Annotated in this window: 16 protein-coding genes and 1 tRNA gene; 7 read left to right on the top strand and 10 right to left on the bottom strand. The window is 72.7% G+C overall.

The features are described from left to right. Positions 1–44: 44 nt before the first annotated feature. Positions 45–881, top strand: coding sequence for a helix-turn-helix transcriptional regulator (locus tag ACZ7MY_RS07260; protein WP_499600228.1), 837 nt, complete (start codon positions 45–47; stop codon positions 879–881). A gap of 116 nt (positions 882–997) precedes the next feature. After that, on the top strand, positions 998–2,020 hold the full coding sequence (locus ACZ7MY_RS07255; RefSeq protein ID WP_499600291.1) for an SGNH/GDSL hydrolase family protein: 1,023 nt from the start codon (positions 998–1,000) through the stop codon (positions 2,018–2,020). 654 nt (positions 2,021–2,674) lie between these two features. Here the strand turns inward: ACZ7MY_RS07255 and ACZ7MY_RS07250 are convergent. Continuing rightward, positions 2,675–3,091: a VOC family protein gene (locus ACZ7MY_RS07250; protein ID WP_499600227.1), complete on the bottom strand. Its 417-nt coding sequence runs from the start codon at positions 3,089–3,091 to the stop codon at positions 2,675–2,677. 10 nt (positions 3,092–3,101) lie between these two features. After that, positions 3,102–3,521 (bottom strand): helix-turn-helix transcriptional regulator, encoded by a 420-nt coding sequence (locus ACZ7MY_RS07245; RefSeq protein WP_499600226.1) that lies wholly within the window; start codon positions 3,519–3,521, stop codon positions 3,102–3,104. A gap of 175 nt (positions 3,522–3,696) precedes the next feature. Between ACZ7MY_RS07245 and ACZ7MY_RS07240 the strand changes: the two genes are divergently transcribed. After that, positions 3,697–4,917 (top strand): acetyl-CoA C-acetyltransferase, encoded by a 1,221-nt coding sequence (locus tag ACZ7MY_RS07240; protein WP_499600225.1) that lies wholly within the window; start codon positions 3,697–3,699, stop codon positions 4,915–4,917. Positions 4,918–5,170: 253 nt separating this feature from the next. Further along, positions 5,171–5,983 carry a hypothetical protein gene (locus ACZ7MY_RS07235; protein ID WP_499600224.1) on the top strand — a complete coding sequence of 271 codons (813 nt, stop codon included), beginning with the start codon at positions 5,171–5,173 and terminating at the stop codon, positions 5,981–5,983. Between the two features lie 8 nt (positions 5,984–5,991). On the opposite strand, the gene ACZ7MY_RS07230 is transcribed toward ACZ7MY_RS07235, so the two are convergent. Next, positions 5,992–6,315 carry a hypothetical protein gene (locus ACZ7MY_RS07230; protein WP_499600223.1) on the bottom strand — a complete coding sequence of 108 codons (324 nt, stop codon included), beginning with the start codon at positions 6,313–6,315 and terminating at the stop codon, positions 5,992–5,994. A gap of 106 nt (positions 6,316–6,421) precedes the next feature. On the opposite strand from ACZ7MY_RS07230, the gene ACZ7MY_RS07225 reads away from it, so the two are divergent. After that, entirely contained in the window at positions 6,422–6,652 is a 231-nt protein-coding gene (locus ACZ7MY_RS07225) for a DUF4287 domain-containing protein (RefSeq protein WP_499600222.1), read from the top strand. A gap of 85 nt (positions 6,653–6,737) precedes the next feature. On the opposite strand, the gene ACZ7MY_RS07220 is transcribed toward ACZ7MY_RS07225, so the two are convergent. The 6 genes from ACZ7MY_RS07220 to ACZ7MY_RS07195 all read right to left on the bottom strand — a co-directional run bounded on the left by ACZ7MY_RS07220 (position 6,738) and on the right by ACZ7MY_RS07195 (position 12,202). Beyond that, positions 6,738–7,598: a Bax inhibitor-1/YccA family protein gene (locus tag ACZ7MY_RS07220; RefSeq protein ID WP_499600221.1), complete on the bottom strand. Its 861-nt coding sequence runs from the start codon at positions 7,596–7,598 to the stop codon at positions 6,738–6,740. 220 nt (positions 7,599–7,818) lie between these two features. Next, the gene (locus ACZ7MY_RS07215; protein ID WP_499600220.1) at positions 7,819–9,114 is read right to left on the bottom strand and encodes an alkaline phosphatase; all 1,296 of its coding nucleotides are present in this window, start codon (positions 9,112–9,114) and stop codon (positions 7,819–7,821) included. 286 nt (positions 9,115–9,400) lie between these two features. Continuing rightward, positions 9,401–10,912 carry a metallophosphoesterase family protein gene (locus tag ACZ7MY_RS07210; RefSeq protein WP_499600219.1) on the bottom strand — a complete coding sequence of 504 codons (1,512 nt, stop codon included), beginning with the start codon at positions 10,910–10,912 and terminating at the stop codon, positions 9,401–9,403. 54 nt (positions 10,913–10,966) lie between these two features. Further along, positions 10,967–11,362, bottom strand: a complete 396-nt coding sequence (locus ACZ7MY_RS07205; RefSeq protein WP_499600218.1) for a VOC family protein — start codon at positions 11,360–11,362, stop codon at positions 10,967–10,969. Between the two features lie 53 nt (positions 11,363–11,415). Beyond that, positions 11,416–11,994, bottom strand: a complete 579-nt coding sequence (locus ACZ7MY_RS07200; protein WP_499600217.1) for a DUF6461 domain-containing protein — start codon at positions 11,992–11,994, stop codon at positions 11,416–11,418. Positions 11,995–12,116: 122 nt separating this feature from the next. After that, positions 12,117–12,202 (bottom strand) — tRNA-Leu (locus ACZ7MY_RS07195). A gap of 363 nt (positions 12,203–12,565) precedes the next feature. On the opposite strand from ACZ7MY_RS07195, the gene ACZ7MY_RS07190 reads away from it, so the two are divergent. Together ACZ7MY_RS07190 and ACZ7MY_RS07185 are read left to right on the top strand one after the other, a co-directional pair. Continuing rightward, positions 12,566–13,336, top strand: a complete 771-nt coding sequence (locus ACZ7MY_RS07190) for an ABC transporter ATP-binding protein (protein WP_499600216.1) — start codon at positions 12,566–12,568, stop codon at positions 13,334–13,336. Positions 13,337–13,381: 45 nt separating this feature from the next. Next, positions 13,382–15,883, top strand: coding sequence for an ABC transporter permease (locus tag ACZ7MY_RS07185; RefSeq protein WP_499600215.1), 2,502 nt, complete (start codon positions 13,382–13,384; stop codon positions 15,881–15,883). A gap of 58 nt (positions 15,884–15,941) precedes the next feature. On the opposite strand, the gene ACZ7MY_RS07180 is transcribed toward ACZ7MY_RS07185, so the two are convergent. Continuing rightward, the gene (locus tag ACZ7MY_RS07180; protein ID WP_499600214.1) at positions 15,942–17,267 is read right to left on the bottom strand and encodes a class I SAM-dependent methyltransferase; all 1,326 of its coding nucleotides are present in this window, start codon (positions 17,265–17,267) and stop codon (positions 15,942–15,944) included. Positions 17,268–17,364: the final 97 nt, after the last annotated feature.

The following is a 17,364-nucleotide window of genomic DNA, read 5'->3' as shown; positions in this document are numbered from 1 at the left end:
CGTCGCACTTACGACACCGGGCTTGTACAACCGGGGGGTGGGCCATGCCTGACGAGAAGCACCCGGACACCGCCGGCGCGGGCCCGGGCAACGCCGACTACCTCGCCGCCCTCAGCGGTCTGGCGGCCGTGGAGTCCGGCCTCGCCGCGGTGCGGGAACGGCTGACGGCGCTGGCCGCCGTGCGCCCGGCGCGGCCGGCCGAGCCGGTGATGCCGGGCGGGATCGCCGAGGTGATCCACGGCGAGGCGGAGCAGCAGCACATGATCGAGCAGCTGCAGCGCGAGGCCCGCAAGGAGGTGCTGACCTTCGTCCGGCCGCCGTACGTGGCCGCGGCGGGCAACGTGGTGCAGAAGGAGCGGCTGACCGCGGGGGTGGAGTACCGCTCGCTGTACGAGACCACCGCCCTGGTCTACCCGGGGGCGGCGGACATGCCGGGCTTCGTCGAGCCGGGAGAGCTGGCCCGGGCGGCGCCCAGCGTGCCGATGAAGCTGATGATCGTCGACGCCGAGCGGGCGCTGCTGCCGCTGTCCGGCGGCCGCGACCGGTCCGTGGTCTCCTCCGCCGGACTGCTGCTGCTCCACCCCTCGGTGCTGGTGGACGCGCTGCTGGAGCTCTTCGAGGACCGCTGGCTGCGCGGCACGCCGTTGCGGATGCCCTCGCCCGGCGAGACCGAGGAGGACCCGGAGTTCCCCGGCTCCCCCGAACTGGACGAGCAATTGCTCTCGCTGCTGATGTCCGGGCTGCCCGACAAGGCGATCGCCTCCCAGCTCGGGATATCCCTGCGCACGCTGCAGCGCAGGATCCGGTCCCTGATGGAGTCCACCGGAACCGCCAACCGCACCCAGCTCGCCTGGTTCGTCGCCCAGCAGCGGCTGACCTGAGTCCGGGCCGCCCAGCGGTTGCGGCGGGCTTCGGACGGGGCAACAAATCGTTGTACGGGTCGGGCCACGGGGGCCCGCACACCCGGCGCGGGAGGTGGACGTTGTCCAGGGCAAGGGTGGCGCGGCGGATCGCTACGGCCGCCGCGTACGGAGGAGGCGGCATCGGGCTGCTGGGCGGCGCCGCGGTCGGCCTGCTGCTGACCGAGGGCGCGCTCGCCCGCCGGGCCGTGGGCGGCTCCGACGCCGTCCCGCCCCGCGCGGACGGGGTGTACGGCGCCGCCTTCGCGCTGAGCACCGACGAGCGGCCGATCGTGCTGGCCCTCGCGGGTGACTCCACGGCGGCGGGCCAGGGGGTGCACCGGGCGAGCCAGACCCCCGGTGCGCTGCTGGCGTCCGGGGTGGCGGCGGTGGCGGAACGGCCGGTGCGGATGGTCAACGTGGCCAATCCCGGCGCACAGTCCGACGACCTGGCCCGCCAGGTCGATCTTCTGCTGGGGTCCGGCCCCGGTACGGCGCCCGATCTGTGCGTGATCATGATCGGGGCGAACGACGTGACCCGGCGGATGCCGCTGGCCGTCTCGGTGCGGCTGCTGTCCGACGCGGTACGGCGGCTGCGCGAGGCGGGCTGCGAGGTGATCGTCGGGACCTGCCCCGACCTGGGCACGATCGAGCCGGTCTACCAGCCGCTGCGCTGGATCGCCCGCCGGCTGAGCCGGCAGCTCGCGGCGGCGCAGACCATCGCGGTGGTCGGCATCGGCGGCCGCACCGTCTCCCTGGGCGACCTGCTCGGGCCCGAGTTCGAGTCCCGCCCCCGCGAGATGTTCGGCCCGGACAACTACCACCCCTCGGCCGAGGGGTACGCGACGGCGGCCATGGCGATGCTGCCGACCCTCTGCTCCGCCGTCGGGCTGTGGCCCGAGGAGGACGAGCGCCCCGACGCCCGGCGCGGCGAGGGCTTCCTCCCGGTGGCCCAGGCCGCCGCGGAAGCCGCGGGCGAGGCCGGTACGGAGGTCACCGCGGCCGCCGGCACGGTCTCCGGCCCCCGCGGCCGCTGGGCCCTGCTCAAGCGGCGCCGCCGGCGCCGTCTCCCCGACGCGACCGAACCGGCCGCCACGGCGGCGGCCGAGGCCGCCCAGTAGCGCCTCCGGCGGGCGGGCCCGCGCGCGGGCCCGCCCTGTTGGTCGTGGTTGCGGCCTGTTGTCGTGTGCGCGTTGTTCGCGCCTGCGGCGTCGCCCATCCTTCGGCCGGGGGCCCCCATCCGGCGCGGTTGGCGCGGGCCTGCGCAAGTGCGTCCGGGGTCGGGGCCGCGGCGGCGCACTCCCCCAGCCTTCGGCCCGGGGAGCAGCCCGCCACACCCCACCTGTATGGGCGCTGACGGCCAGTGGGGGTGAGAGAGGCACCCGGGGTGACCCGGACCGCTTCTCGGCCCCTACAGCCCCGCGTCTTTCCGGTGAGGGGTCAGAGAGGCAGCCGCGGTGCCCCCGGACCGCCTCGCACCCCCGACCGGCCCGTGCGTCGCAGAACCGGCGGAGAGGGTGCCCCGGCGGTTCCGGGACCACGCTTCCGTTGTGGGCCGCGCCGGCGGATGGATGCCCCTGCGAGTGGGAGACGGCCCGCCCCGCGCCCCGGACCTTCAAGCCACGGCCGGGCCGCCGGGGCGGCACTGCGCCACTGCGGACGCCGCCCACGCCCCCGGGGCGGCAGCGATTGCCCGGGGCCGCCTCGGCACGGCACCGCGCGGGGTCCTGGCGGCCCCCGCCGCCGTCCGCGGGCCGCGGGCTTGCCGCCCGGCGTCAGCCGGCCTTGCGCTGGTTGAAGCGGAGCAGGTTGCCGGAGGGGTCGCGGAAGGCGCAGTCGCGGACGCCGTAGGGCTGGTCCATGGGCTCCTGGAGGACCTCTCCGCCCGCGTCGCGGATGCGTTCGAAGGTGGCGTCGACGTCACTGGTGGCGAAGATGACCCCGCGCAGCATGCCCTTGGCCAGCAGTTCGCTCATGGCCCGCTTGTCCGCGTCGGAGGCGCTGGGGTCCGCCAGGGGCGGTTCGAGGACGATCTCCACGCCCGGCTGGTCGGGAGAGCCGACCGTCACCCAGCGCATGCCCTCGAACCCCACGTCGTTGCGGACCTCCAGGCCGAGGACGTCGCGGTAGAAGGGAAGCGCCTTGTCGTGGTCGTCGACGGCGATGAAGCACTGCGACAGCGTGATGTCCATGCGGACCACGCTAGGCCCGCGCGGCCGGCTTCGCTTCCTTGTTCCTGACCGGCCTCGTGTACCGCTTCGCGACGCACGCCGGGATCGGCGCGCCCGGCCCGTGGTCGCGGGCGCGGTAGGCGCTCGGGGTCTCCCCCACGAGCTCGGTGAAGCGCGAGCTGAAGGAGCCGAGCGAGGTGCAGCCCACCGCGAAGCAGACCTCCGTGACCGTGAGGTCGCCGCGCCGGAGCAGGGCCTTGGCGCGCTCGATCCGGCGCGTCATGAGGTAGCTGTACGGGCTCTCGCCGTACGCGGCACGGAAGCTGCGCGAGAAGTGGCCGGGGGACATCAGTGCCGTGCGGGCCAGCGCGGTGACGTCGAGGGGGTCCGCGTAGTCGCGGTCCATCGCGTCGCGGGCGCGCCGCAGCCGTACCAGGTCGTCCGGATTCACCGGCCCAGCATCGCACGGGGGGCGCGTTCGCCACGAGGATGCGCCATCATGGACTAAGCAAGCGCTCAGAAAGAGGTCCGCGTCACAGCGCTCAAGCCGTGACTCGCTCCGCTACGTACAGGTAACTTCCCAGAGAGTCCCAGCCGTACCCCCGCCGCCTCGTCGAGGAGTCGCGATGCCCGAAGCCGTGATCGTCTCTGCCGCCCGTTCGCCCATCGGCCGGGCCGTCAAGGGGTCCCTGAAGGACCTGCGTCCCGACGACCTGACCGCCACGATCATCCAGGCGGCCCTCGCCAAGGTGCCGCAGCTGGACCCGCGCGAGATCGACGACCTGATGCTGGGCTGCGGCCTGCCCGGCGGCGAGCAGGGCCACAACCTGGGCCGGATCGTGGCCGTGCAGATGGGCATGGACCACCTCCCGGGCTGCACGGTCACGCGCTACTGCTCCTCCTCGCTGCAGACGACCCGGATGGCGCTGCACGCCATCAAGGCGGGCGAGGGCGACGTCTTCGTCTCGGCCGGCGTCGAGACCGTGTCCCGGTTCGTCAACGGCAGCTCCGACGGCATGCCCGGCACCCACAACCCGCTCTTCGCGGAGGCCGAGGCCCGCACCGCGGCCCGCGCCGCGCAGGGCGGCGGCGAGTGGCACGACCCGCGCGAGGACGGCCTGGTCCCGGACGCGTACATCGCGATGGGCCAGACCGCGGAGAACCTGGCCGCCCTCAAGGGCGTCACCCGGGCCGACCAGGACGAGTTCGGCGTCCGCTCGCAGAACCTGGCCGAGGAGGCCATCGAGAAGGGCTTCTGGGAGCGCGAGATCACCCCGGTGACCCTGCCCGACGGCACGGTCGTCGCGAAGGACGACGGCCCGCGCGCCGGCGTCACCCTGGAGGCCGTGCAGGGCCTGAAGCCGGTCTTCCGCCCCGACGGCACCGTGACCGCCGGCAACTGCTGCCCGCTGAACGACGGCGCCGCGGCGCTGGTCGTCATGAGCGACACCAAGGCGCGCGAGCTCGGCATCACGCCGCTCGCCCGGGTCGTCTCCACCGGCGTCTCCGGCCTGTCCCCGGAGATCATGGGCCTCGGCCCGGTCGAGGCCTCCCGCCAGGCGCTGCGGCGGGCCGGGCTGACCATCGGCGACATCGACCTGGTCGAGATCAACGAGGCCTTCGCGGCGCAGGTCATCCCCTCCTACCGGGAGCTGGGCGTCGACCTCGACAAGCTCAACGTCAACGGCGGCGCGATCGCGGTCGGCCACCCCTTCGGCATGACGGGTGCCCGCATCACCACCACGCTCATCAACTCCCTTCAGTGGCACGACAAGCAGTTCGGCCTGGAGACCATGTGCGTCGGCGGTGGCCAGGGCATGGCCATGGTCATCGAGCGCCTGTCGTAGCGGACCCCCTACGGCCCCCTGCGGGGCCCTCGGACGTACGTTCGAGGCACAAGTCGCAATCGAAACGCCCCCGGGATGTGACCTAATCCCGGGGGCGGTCGTTTATGCAGGTCAGGGGTGTGCCACCCCTGCGGTCCGAGACTTTCGACCCTCCCATTTCGTGACGTTCCGCACTGCAGAGGCCATGGATTCCGGTGCAGAGTGGTGGTGTACAGGGGGCCAGGCTCGGGAAAGCACAGTCGGGAGTACGCCAGTGAGCGCCATGTTCCTCGTCCTGCTGACGGGTGCGGCAACCGCCGTGACCGCCGGCGCCGCCGCGCTGCTCGCCACACGCGGCGTACGTCGTGACGTCGCGGCTCTGCGCGCGGACCTGGCCGAGGCCCGTACCGCACGGGCGACCGCCGTGCCCGCGGCGCGCAGCACTCCGGACGCCGAGGCCATCCGCACGGCCGTCGCCGACGCGCTCGCCGACGAGCGGGAGCGCGAGCTGGCCGAGGCGCGCGCCTTCTGGGCCGCGCAGGAGGCCCCCCTGGGCTACGGGGCGGGCGAGGCCGGCGAGGCCCTCGTCGACCCGCAGTTCGACGCCCAGCTCTTCGGCGGCCAGGGCGCAGGTCCCGTGCCCGGCACCGCGGGGACCGACTACGAGGTGCTCCCGTACGGCCCGTTCCTGCCCCGGCAGGCCGACCTCGCGGGCCTGGAGCCCGGCGGCCCGGTGCCCCTGCGGCACCCCTCCGACCCCGACTTCGACGTCCCCGCGCCGGTCGTGGCCAACCAGGAGCAGACCGCCGAGCGCCTCTCCGAACTCGCCGACCTGCGGATGCCGCTCGCCGACGTCCGGCCCGGCCCGCTCGGCACGCTCGACGTGTACGTCTTCGCCGACGGCACCACGCTCTGCATGACCCCGGGCGACCGGGACACCGCCGACCGCCTCTGCGAGGCCCTCGACCGCGGCGAGTCCCCGGTCCTGCTGGGCGGCTCCGCCGTCGCCGGCGGCTACGCGCTGACCTTCACCTACGGCGAGGAGTCCGTCTACGTGCTCGCCGACCGGGTGGTCGCCTCGCTGTAGCCGGCCCCCTAGAGACCGCAGCGCGCGGCCGTGTCCCGGATCCGGGACACGGCCGCGTCGCGTACGTCCGCCAGTTCGGGGTGGGGCTCCAACGCGGCGGCCAGGTCGTGGGCGGCCACCGAGATCTGGTCGCCGATCGCGAAGACCCCCTCGTCCGGCATCGTCAGCGGTTCCCGCCCGGGGGACTCGATCCGCTGTGCGCGGACGGCCAGTTCACGGGCGAGCTCCAGGCCCTCGCGGGCCACCTCGCCGCGGAGCCGGCTCTGCGGCAGGGAACGGTAACGGGACGCCAGGAGACCGGCGGCGTTGCGGAGCGTCGTACAGTCGAGCACCCGGCGAGCCTACCGGTGCGTACACACAACCGAGCGCGTCGCACTGTTGCCAACGGTCGACGGCTCAGGCACGGTGGGGTGACCGGAACGCATACCGGAGGCGCCGATGTCACAGACCTTCTCGGAAGAGACCCACCGGAACCTGCTCTCCCACATCCCGCACTGCACCGGCCGCGAGATCGGCGAATGGCTTCGCACGGTCGACGACGGGCCCGCATTCCTCCGCTTCGATGAGAAAGTCAGCTGGCTCCGCAGCGAGCACGACCTGTCCTACGGACACGCCAAGGCGATCGTCCACGAATACGACCTGAGGCGGGCCGCGCGGAGGTTCGGCTGACGCGCCTCCCCCACCGCGCATGCGAACGGGCCCCGAAAGGCACTGCCTCCGGGGCCCGTTGACTGTCCCTCGCGGGTCAGCGCACTCAGTCGTCGCCCCGCAGGATCGCGATCAGCCGCAGCATCTCCAGGTAGATCCAGACCAGGGAGAGCGTCAGGCCGAAGGCCGCCAGCCAGGACTCCTGGCGCGGAGCGCCGTACTGGATGCCGTCCTCGATCTGCTTGAAGTCCAGCGACAGGAAGAACGCGCCCAGCGCGATCCCGATGACGCCGACCACGATGCCCAGCGCACCGCTGCGCAGGCCCAGGCCGTCACCGCCGCCGATCATGGCGGCGATCAGGTTGACGAACATCAGGATGACGAAGCCGATGGCGATCGCCATGCCGATGCGGGTGTAGCGCGCGGTGACCCGGATGAGGCGCGTGCGGTACGCCACCAGCATGCCGACGAAGACCGCCATGGTCCCCAGCACGGCCTGCAGCGGGATGCCCGGCCACATGAAGTTGAGGATCTTGCTCCAGATCCCGAGGAAGACGCCCTCGAAGACCGCGTAGCCGAGGATCAGCGCGGGCGAGGCCTCACGCTTGAACGACTGGATCAGGCCCAGGACCAGGGCGACGAGCGAGGCGCCGATCGCCAGGCCGTAGCTCTTCTCCGAGACCGGCAGCACGAACCATGCCACGAGCGCGCCGAGCACCACGGTGCCCAGGGTCATGGCGGTGCGCATGACGACGTCGTCCATCGTCATCCGGCCGGTCTGCGCGGGGGCGGCCGGCGGGGCCTGGTACGTGGTGTCGTAGGGGTTTCCCGCGTACGGGTTCGTGCCCGCGTAGGGGTTCGCGCCCGTGCCGGGCCCGCCCTGCGCCTGCGGCTGACCGCCGAAGCCCGCGTAGCCCTCCCCGCGGGAGAACCCACGCCGCGAGAAGACCGGGTTGCTGCTCCTCATCTGTCACTCCTCCATGGCCGCGCGATACGGCTTCGCACCAAGAGTAATGGTATGGCAAAGCGGGTCGCCTACGCCTCAAGGAGGATCTTTTGCGCCACCCGCCATGCCTGCCACCACGCCTTTTCCCCGTCTCCGCGGCGCCACACCGACCGGGGACGGACGGCGGGTGCCGGGGAGGGGGAGCCCCCTCCCCGGCACCCGCCGGACGTCGGATCCTCGATCAGCGACGCGTCGCCAGGATCTCGCTCAGCACGTCGTGCACGTAGGTGTTGGCGTGCTTGCCGGTGAAGCGGTCCGCCAGCGGGCCGGCCGCGGTGACCGGGACGTCCACGCCGGTGTGGCCCGAGGTGGTCCAGTCCATGTAGAAGGTCTTGTCGCTGCCGCGGATGCTGAACGGACCGTCCTCGGCGGAGATGCCGTCGCCGGACTCGTCGGCCGCGTCGGCCTCCTCGACGGCCAGGCCGCCGGTCTCGTGGTCACCCGTGACGACCAGCAGGGTGTCGGGGTGGGTGGCGACGTAGGCGCGGGCCACGGCCACGGCCTTCTCCAGCTCCTGCATGGACTGCAGGGTGCGGGTGCCGTTGTTGGAGTGCGCGAACTCGTCGGTGCCCTCCTCCTCGACCATGAGGAAGAAGCCCTTCTTGTTCTTGTCCAGCGTGCTCAGGGCCTTGCTGGTCATGGTGGACAGGCCGACCACCGGGTTGTAGACGTCGCCCTGGCCCTCGGGGCGCTGCTGGAACATCTCCTCGTTGGCGAAGAGGCCGAGGAGCTTGCCGCCCTTGGCGCGGTTCAGCTGGTCCGCGCTGTGGACGTAGGAGTAACCGGCCTTCTGGGCCTTCTTGATCAGGTCGCCCTTGGTGCCCTTGCTCGCCTCGGACGTGTCCTCGGCGGGCTTGTCCTGGAAGGCGCCGGCGTCGCCCGCGGGCAGCCACCAGTCCTCGCCACCGCCCAGGATGACGTCGGGCTTGCTGACCTCGATGTACTGGCGCGCGATCTCGTCCTGCGCCGACCGGTTGGCGGTGCTGGAGAAGAAGGCGGCCGGGGACGCGTCGGTGACCTGCGCGGTCGTGACGAGACCGGTGGCCTTGCCGGCGGCCTTGGCCTGCTGGCCCAGGGTGGCCAGCGGGTTGCCGTCCACGTCGACGCTGATCGCGCCGTTGTAGGTCTTCTCACCGGTGGCCCACGCGGTCGCGGCCGCGGCGGAGTCGGTGATGACGGCCTTCGGGTCGTCGGGCTCGGTGGTCAGCTGGCCCGAGTAGGGGAGCTTGTCCATCGCGAGCTGACCGTTCAGGCCGGTCAGGTGCAGGCGCGCGGCCTGCCGGGCGGCGGCACCCATGCCGTCGCCGTTGATGAAGATGACGTTCTTCGCGGCCGGGGCCTTGCCCTTGCCTGCGGTCTGGGGAGCCGTGGCCGACGCACCCAGCGTCGGGTTGATCACCATGGTCACCACCGCGGCAGCGGCGGCGGCCGCCACCGGCGCGGCGAACCGTCGGGCCCTGCGAACACCCTCGGACACAACGACCTCCGTTGCTCACTGCTTGCCATTGCTTGGTCGTGAACTTAGGAGCCTTAGGGGGAAGGTTGACTAAGCGCAGATGTCCAGAACGCAACGGAAGCTTCAGGTGACGGTAAAAGCGTAGGCCCGGACTTGTCCGTACAGGTAGCCCGGGCGCCACGCCGCGCAGGGCCCCGCGCAGGGCCGCACACCCCCCTGTTTCCGGCCCGTTCGCGCAGATCACCTCGGTCGCGCGGGCCCGCGATGCGCGCAGTCCGGAGGGGTCCTGGACGGCCCTGCGGCCCGCTCACACCGCTTTCGCGCCCGGCAGGGCGATGGTGAAGTCGTCCTCGACCGGCGGGTCCAGCTCGTGCGCGAGCAGGCCCGTGGCCGCGAAGCAGCGCACGCGCACGGCGGAAGGGCTGACGTCCAGCCGCAGGAAGCTCTTGAAGAACGGCGGGCTGTACGTCGCCGAGCCCGGGGAGAGCAGCCGGGTGAGCATCCGGCGGACGGGCAGGCGCAGCCGGCGCCTGCGGTCCGGGCGGGGCGGGGCGCCCAGGACGCTCGCGACGAAACGGGTCCGCAGGGTCACCCGGGCGCCGGTGGCCCGGGTGGCCGGGACGCCGAGCCGCCGGGCGAGGACCGCTGACGCCTCGTCGGGGGTCAGGTCGAACAGCCGGCGCAGGTGGAGGCGGCGGCCGTAGAGCCGGCTGTAGAAGGCGAGGGAGTCGCCGCGCATCGGATAGCAGCGGAAGCGGTCCTCGGTGACCCCGCCGACCTCCACCCGGGGGATCGTGTGGGTGGCGTGCATGAAGGCGCCCCCGCCGCCGGAGACGACGTACTCGATCCTGCGGCCGTCCACGTCGACCGGGTAGCGCTGGTAGTTGTGGATGTCGCCGCCGATCACGGCGACGAAGTTGCGCTCCGGGTCGCGGACGACCTCGTCCACCGTGCCGCCGCCCTCGACGGCGCAGGGGTGGTGCTCGCCGTCCACGTAGATCGGGGAACCGGTGACGAGGATCTTGGGGCGGGGGCCGAGCGAGACCCGGCGCAGCCACTCGCCCTGCTCCCGGTCGATGTCGCCGAGCAGGCCGGTGTCGATGCCTATGATCCGTATCGGCCCCGAGTCGATCGCCCAGTACGGGCCGGGCTGGGAGGCCGTCTGGGAGGGCGCCGAGCGCATCAGGCGGGCCGCGTCGAGCCGGGCGTCGTCCGGCACGTCGGGATTCGCCCACAGCAGGGTGCGCCACCAGGCCCGGGACAGCGGACGGGGGCGCGGCACGGGCGGCAGGGCGGGGGCGCGGCAGAACACCCGCATGAAGCCGGTCAGTCCGTCGTACCAGTCGTGGTTCCCGGGGATCGCGTACACGGGGGCGTCGTAGTCCCGGTAGGGCCGGAAGAACTTGGTGTCGTACTCGTCGGCGCTGCCGACCGGGTAGAGGACGTCGCTGCAGATCACGGCGTAGCGGGTGCCGGCGCCCGCCTTGAGCATCCCGGGGACGACGGCGTACTGCGGGTCGTCGCCCTCGCCGGTGTCGCCGAGGAGGAGGAAGGAGAACGCGTCGGGGTCGTCGCGCTCGATCACCAGGTCCGCGCCGGCCGCCCCCCGCTGCCGCTGGCCGTCCACCCAGCGCTGCCGGTCCCGGCCGGTCGGGTCGCCGAACAGGGAGGCGAGCGGCCCGTTGCGGGCCTTCCACAGGGTCGCCGGGTCCAGCCACGAGAGGTTGACCACCCGGGCCGGCATCAACTCACGGTAGGCGCCGGGCTGCTGACTCTCCCAGCCGGCGCCGGCCAGGGATTCACGCGAGGAGTCGGACACGGGCGCACTGTAGCAACCGGCCCGGACGCCGCCCCCCGGCGCCCGCGACTCCCCTCAGTCCTGGGCGTCCTGCGGGTACCAGCGCAGTTCCACCGTGTTGCCGTCCGGGTCCGAGACGTACGTCGACAGCGCCTCGCCGCGCGCGCCGAACCGCCGCACGCCGGCCTCCAGGACCGTGAACACCCCCGAGGCGACGACCTCTTCCCAGTCCAGCGGCTCCACGGTGAGGCAGATGTGGTCGACGTTGGACTCGCCGCGGGGGCCCGCGACCAGGTCGATGATGGTCTCCGGGGTGATCCGCACCGACGGGAACGGGGCCTTCCCGGCGCGCCATTCCTCCACGCGCACCGGCTCCAGGCCGAGCGGCCCGGTGTAGAAGGCCAGGGACCGCTCGACGTCGGCGACGTTGAGGACCAGGTGGTCGAAGGCCTTCACACGCAGCACGGTCATGTCTCCTCCAGTTGTGGTGTGCCGGGCGTCCCTCACGGGCCGGGGCAGGGTGGTCAGAAGGGCGCGAAGCAGACCGCGGCCAGGGTGCCGTGTTCCACGGTGTCGCGCGGCAGGGTGAGGCCGAAGTGGCGTTCGCCCATCTCCAGGATCTCGTCCTCCCCGTCGGCGTCGGGTGCGGAGGTCCCGTCGGGGAGGAGCAGGCCCACCTGCTGCATGGCCGGCACCAGCCGGCCCGGGTCCTCGCCGCCGAGCTGGGCGGCCTCGACACCGGGCTCGAAGTCGGCCACGACCCGGCCGTCCCGGGCGTACAGGAACCACCGGGGCGGGGTGCCGCTGTTGAGGTACACGACTGCCTCAGTCCCCCGGGAGACCGCGCGGAGGGTCCCGAGGTCCATGCCCTCGTCACTCCAGTGCTCCAGGGCGAAGGCCCATCCGCCGCAGGTGCCGAGCCGGGCCACGGGCCCCTTCTCGAAGGCCCAGTGCATCGCGGCGTCGGCGGAGAGGCCTTCGCGGATCGCACCGGGGTCGCCGTCCATCCGGCGGACCAGTTCGGCGACCTCCAGACCGCGGGCGAAGGTCAGGCAGTAGGTGTCGAAGGCCCCGGCGATCCACCGGATCCCGTCGTCCGTCACAAGAACTCCCCCCGCACGATGCATGGCTTCGCCGTACGCCGGGAGGATGACGCGCTCCTCCCCGCGGCCGGTCAGCCGACACACTACGCACCGGGGCGGCCCCGCGGCGTCGGCGGGAGAGGTGGTGCCCGGAACCGGATTTGAACCGGTACGCCCGCAAGGGGCAGCGAGGTTTAAGCTCGCCGTGTCTGCATTCCACCATCCGGGCAGGGCGACGCCGGAGCGCAGTACGAGCCTATCCGGCGGGGCGGGTGGAACAGGGCCCCGGAATCGTCATGTTGTCTGATTTTAAGGCTGCCTGACGAACCATCAGATCCGACCGGTCCGGAGGAAAGCACAGGCCCGGGGCGGTCCGGGCGGCGGACCCGGCTCCCCGCAGATGACGCGAAATCGCTTCCACCCGGAGGCGGGATCTCGGGGTCCCCGTCATACCCAAGTAGTACGCGGGGGTCCGCGCGTACCTCTCGGGACTGCCTGCAGAACCACGATGTGGACGGATCCCGACGACGTCTCCCGTCGGGACGATGGACGGGTCCGATCGACTCCCCCGTCCCGACAGGAGCAGCGTGCCGTGACCACCACCACCGCACACCCCACCGCCACGGCCACGGCCGCCCGCGCCACCGACCTGAGCAAGGTCTACGGGGAGGGCGAGACCCGGGTCGTCGCGCTCGACGCGGTGACGGTCGAGTTCCGCGCCGGCGAGTACACCGCGATCATGGGGCCCTCGGGCTCCGGCAAGTCCACGCTGATGCACTGCATGGCAGGGCTGGACACCGTCTCGTCCGGCTCGGCGCGGATCGGCGACACCGAGCTGTCCGCGCTGAAGGACAAGCAGCTCACCCAGCTCCGCCGGGACAAGATCGGCTTCGTCTTCCAGGCGTTCAACCTGCTGCCGACGCTCACCGCCGCGGAGAACATCACGCTCCCGATGGACATCGCCGGCCGCAAGGCCGACAAGCAGTGGCTGGACCGCGTCGTGGAGACCGTCGGGCTGTCCGAGCGGCTGTCGCACCGGCCGTCCCAGCTCTCCGGCGGTCAGCAGCAGCGCGTCGCGGTCGCCAGGGCGCTGGCGAGCCGGCCCGAGATCATCTTCGCCGACGAGCCGACCGGCAACCTCGACTCCCGTTCCGGCGCGGAGATCCTCGGCTTCCTCCGCAACTCCGTGAAGGAGCTCGGCCAGACCGTCGTCATGGTCACCCACGACCCGGTCGCCGCCTCCTACGCGGACCGCGTGGTCTTCCTCGCCGACGGCCGGATCGTCGACGAGCTGCACGGCCCAACCGCGGACACGGTGCTGGAGCGCATGAAGCGCTTCGACGCCAAGGGCCGCACCAGCTGATCCCCGCCGCCGACCACGAGCCACGACCGAGAGACAAGCCCTGACATGTTCCGTACCGCCCTGCGCAACGTCCTCGCGCACAAGGCCAGACTGCTGATGACCGTGCTCGCCGTGATGCTCGGCGTCTCCTTCGTCTCCGGCACCCTGGTGTTCACCGACACCATCGGCAACGCCCTCCGCAAGGCCTCCGCCCGGAGCTACTCCGACGTCTCGGTCGCCGTCACCTACGGCGACGTCGACCACCCGCTCCCCCAGCGGCTGGTGGACGAGATCGGCCGGCTGCCCGGCGCCGAGTCCACCACCGCGACCGTGACGGGCTTCACCGCCATCGCCGACAAGAAGGGCCGGCTGGTCGGCGACGGCTGGTCCACCCGCGGCGGCAACTACGCCGGTGCGGGCCGTTACCCGATGAGCGAGGGACGCGCCCCGCGGACCTCCGCCGAGATCGTGCTGGACTCCAAGACCGCCGAGCGGACGGGCTACGGCGTCGGCGACACCGTCCGGATGTCCATCGACGGCCCGGTGATGCGGCAGAAGGTCACCGGCGTCTTCCGCACGGACGACGGCAACGTCGCCGCGGGCGGCAGTCTGGTGCTCTTCGACACCGCCACGGCCCAGAAGCTCTTCGGCAAGCCGGGCACGTACGAGGAGATCGACGTCAAGGCGGCCCCGGGCACCGCGCAGGCCACGCTGAAGGCGGGGATCGAGAAGCTCCTGCCGCGCTACGCCAAGGACGCCACCGCGACCACCGGACAGCGACTGGCGGACGACGAGGCACGGCAGATCGCCTCCGACCTCAGCCAGTTCAACACCACCCTGCTCAGCTTCGCCGGCATCGCGCTCTTCGTGGGCATCTTCATCATCGCCAACACCTTCACGATGCTGGTCGCCCAGCGCACCAAGGAGCTGGCGCTGCTGCGCGCGGTCGGCGCCAGCCGCCGGCAGGTGACGCGTTCGGTGCTGGGCGAGGCCCTCGTCGTGGGCACGGTGGCCGGCGTGACCGGCTTCCTGCTGGGCATCGGCATCGCGGCCGTCATGCGGGCGGTGCTCGGCTCGGCGGGCGCGGAACTGCCCGACGGCGCCCTGGCCGTGCAGCCCGGCACGGCGGGCGTGGCGCTCGCGGTCGGTGTGGGCGTCACCGTGCTCGCCGCGTGGCTGCCGGCCCGCCGGGCCGCGAAGATCCCGCCGGTCGCGGCGATGAGCAGTGTGCACGCCCCGGCCACCGTCAAGGGCCTGCTGCTGCGCAACACGCTCGGCGCGCTGCTGTCGGCGGCCGGCATCGTCCTGGTGGTGGCCGGCTCGGGGATGAAGGACGGCGGCAACATGGTCCTCGGCGGCGGCGCCGGGCTGCTGCTGATCGGCGTCTTCGTCCTCACCCCGCTGCTGTCCCGGCCGGTGGTCGCCGCGGCCGCGCCGCTGCTGCGGCCCTTCGGGGTCACGGGCAAGCTCGCCCGGCAGAACTCGGTGCGCAACCCGCGCCGCACCGCCGCCACGGCCTCCGCCCTGATGATCGGCCTCACCCTGATCACCGCCCTCACGGTGGTGGCCATCTCGGTGAAGACCACCGTGGACGAGCTGGCGGCCGCCCATCTGAGGGCCGACTACCAGATCACCATGGCCACCGGCCAGAACCTCTCGCCCGAGGTGGCGAAGCAGGTCGCCGGCACCGACGGCGTCAGCGACTCCAGCGCCGTGCGCGACGCGCACACCGAGCTGGACGGCGAGGACGAGTGGGTCACCGGCGTCGACGCGCCGCAGATCGAACGGCTGCTGGCCCTGGACTTCACCCACGGCTCCCTGGCCGCGGCGCGCGGCGACTCCGTGGTCGTGGACTCCGACACCGCGAAGCGGCGCGGCTGGCACCTCGGGGAGAGCCTGCCGGTGCGCTACGACGACGGCACCAAGGGGCGGTTGAGGATCGGCGGCGTCTTCGTGGGCGGCGACCTCATCAACGGCGTGATCATGGACAACGCCACGGTGACCCCGCACACCCCGAAGGCCGGGGACATGCGGGTGCTGGTGAAGATGGCCGGCGGCCCCTCCGAGGCCCACCAGGACGCGCTGGTGAAGGCGCTCGGCGAGAACCCGGTCGTCAAGGTGCAGGACAAGGCGGACATCTCCCGCGAGCTCAGCTCCACGATCGACCTGATGCTGAACATCCTCTACGGGCTGCTAGCGATGGCCGTGCTGGTGGCGGTGCTGGGCGTGATCAACACGCTGGCGATGTCGGTCTTCGAACGGCAGCACGAGATCGGCATGCTGCGGGCGATCGGACTGGACCGTGCCGCGGTCAAGCGGATGATCCGGCTGGAGTCCCTGGTGATCTCGCTCTTCGGCGCGGTGCTCGGCCTGGGCCTCGGGGTGTTCCTCGCCTGGGCGGTCGGCGGGCTGATCCGGCCCGAGCTGCCGAGCTACGCGATGGTGCTGCCCTGGGACCGGATCGCGGTCTTCGTGGCGATCGCCGCTGTGGTGGGTGTCCTGGCCGCGCTGTGGCCGGCCCGGCGGGCGGCCCGGCTGAACATGCTGGAGGCCATCAAGGCCGAGTAGCGGTGCGGCGTCAGACGCCGGGGGCGGGGGCCGTGTGCGGCCCCCGCCCCCGGCGCGTTCAGGCCTGCCGGCCCGTGCCCAGCCAGTCGGCCCGGGTGCGGGGCATCCCCGAGCCGCCGTCCTTCGTCGGGCGGACGGCGAGGACCTGGTTGACGCCGATGCGGTTCTGCTCGAAGGAGAGCGCGGACGCCGCCATGTAGAGCCGCCAGACGCGGGCGCGGCCGGCCCCGGCGAGCCGGACGGCCTCCGGCCAGTGGGCCTCCAGGTTGGCCACCCACTGCCGCAGGGTCAGGGCGTAGTGCTCGCGGATCGCCTCCACGTCCCGTACCTCGAGCCCGGCCTCCTCCAGCCGGGCGACGGTGGAGCCGACCGGGGCCAGCTCGCCGTCGGGGAAGACGTACCGGTCGATGAACTCGTCGACGTGGTACGCCTCCTCGTCCGCCCAGGGGCGGCGGCCGATCTGGTGGTTGAGCAGCCGCCCGCCGGGCCGCAGCAGCCCGTACAGCACCCCGGCGTACTGCCGGTAGCGCTCGCGGCCCACGTGCTCGGCCATGCCGATCGAGGAGACGGCGTCGTACGGCCCGTCGTCGACCGCCCGGTAGTCCTGCACGCGGATCTCGATCCGGTCGGCGAGGCCGGCGTCGGCGACCCGCTTGCGGGCGTAGGACGCCTGCTCGGTGGAGAGCGTGACGCCGGTGGCGCGGACGCCGTAGTGCTCCGCGGCGTGCATCACCATCGAGCCCCAGCCGCAGCCGACGTCCAGCAGCCGCTGCCCGGGCTGCAGTTGCAGCTTGCGGCAGATCAGGTCCAGCTTGGCGCGCTGGGCGTCCTCCAGGGTCGCCTCGGGCCCCTCCCAGTAGGCGCACGAGTAGACCATGGACGGGCCGAGAACCCGCTCGTAGAAGTCGTTGCCGACGTTGTAGTGGTGGCTGATCGCCTGCCGGTCGCGGACCGGGCTGTGCAGCACGCCGGAACGCCGGCGGACCTCCTCCGGCGGCGGGGGCGGCGGCAGACCGGGACCGGCGAGGGCGAGGGCCTCGCGGGCCAGCCGGTAGGTCCCGGGGTCGCTCGCGATGCCGAGCAGCCGGCGCGGCGAGGTCCCGGCGTCCTCGGTGGGGCGGTCCCAGACCAGCCCGGAGAGCCGGTCCAGGGCCTCGTACAGATCGCCCTCGACGTCGAGTTCACCGGCCACCCAGGCGCGGACCAGGCCGAGTTCGCCGGGCTTGAACAGCAGCCGACGCAACGCCCGGCGGTGCCGTACGACCAGGACCGGGGCGTCGGGGGGTCCGGTCTCGCTGCCGTCCCACGCGCGGATGCGCAGCGGGATGGGAACGCCGAGCGCCTGCTCGGCGAGGGCGGTCAGTCGTCCGGCCGCATCGGCCATGGCGCGTACCTCCGTGCCTCCATGAAGACGGGTCCACTGGGCTGGGAAACGGATGCGGGATACACCGACATTCCCGCGCTACCGCTTCTTTACCTCT

The organism is Streptomyces sp. NPDC111520, assembly GCF_055635295.1.
Note: the sequence above shows the minus strand (reverse complement) of the source record. Positions and strands in the feature narration are given on the sequence as shown.